This is a genomic window from Vibrio sp. 1078-1 (assembly GCF_033340475.1).
This window is the reverse complement of the sequence record NZ_JAWOWM010000530.1, coordinates 1-621: the sequence shown is the minus strand read 5'-3', so window position 1 is coordinate 621 and position 621 is coordinate 1. Positions and strand designations below refer to the sequence as shown.

1 protein-coding gene is annotated in these 621 nt (G+C 43.3%); it reads right to left on the bottom strand.

What is annotated here, in order from left to right; genetic code table 11:
- On the bottom strand, positions 1-475 hold a 475-nt coding region (locus R7190_RS28605), incomplete at its 3' end, for a DUF72 domain-containing protein (RefSeq protein ID WP_318138026.1).
- Between the last annotated feature and the right edge of the window lie 146 nt (positions 476-621).

The window sequence follows — 621 nt, the reverse complement described above, 5'->3', positions numbered from 1 at the left end:
GATTAAGCGCTCGCTCTTCCTCGCCTTTAGAGAAAAAGGCCATATGACGTACTTCTACGCCCAGTGGAAAGTTAGGCGGGAAACTGGCGCAAAACTTTTTCAAACGTTCAAGATACTCTGGGCCAAAAGCTGCTGGGAGTTGGATCGTCCATTGACCGACACGCTCATGCAGGGGCTCCATGATTTTCATAAAATCACGAAGTTGCTCGTTGCAACCTCTTAGCATTTGTTCATGAGTGATAGCCTTAGGGAGCTTAAACGTAAACTTAAAATCGTCGTGCGTTGCCGCTTTCCAATTTTGCACCGTGTTGTGTGTCGGCGTGGCGTAAAAGGTGGTATTTCCTTCCACAGTATGAAATACCTGAGCGTATTTTTCTAAACGCTCAGCAGGTTTAGTTCCACTACCGTAAAAGCTTTGTTGCCATTGGTTGTGAGACCACATGGTTAAACCAAGTCGAAGGGGTAAATTATCCATCATTCTTTATTGTTTGTATCTCCTGTACGCACTTTACGAGAGTTTTGCTGAAATAGGTAATTTAGCGCTATAATCAGCACCAATTTTTTCGCTTTGGTGCGCTTTTGAACATTTGTTGTACTAAAAAGCACCAGGGAATGATAAAA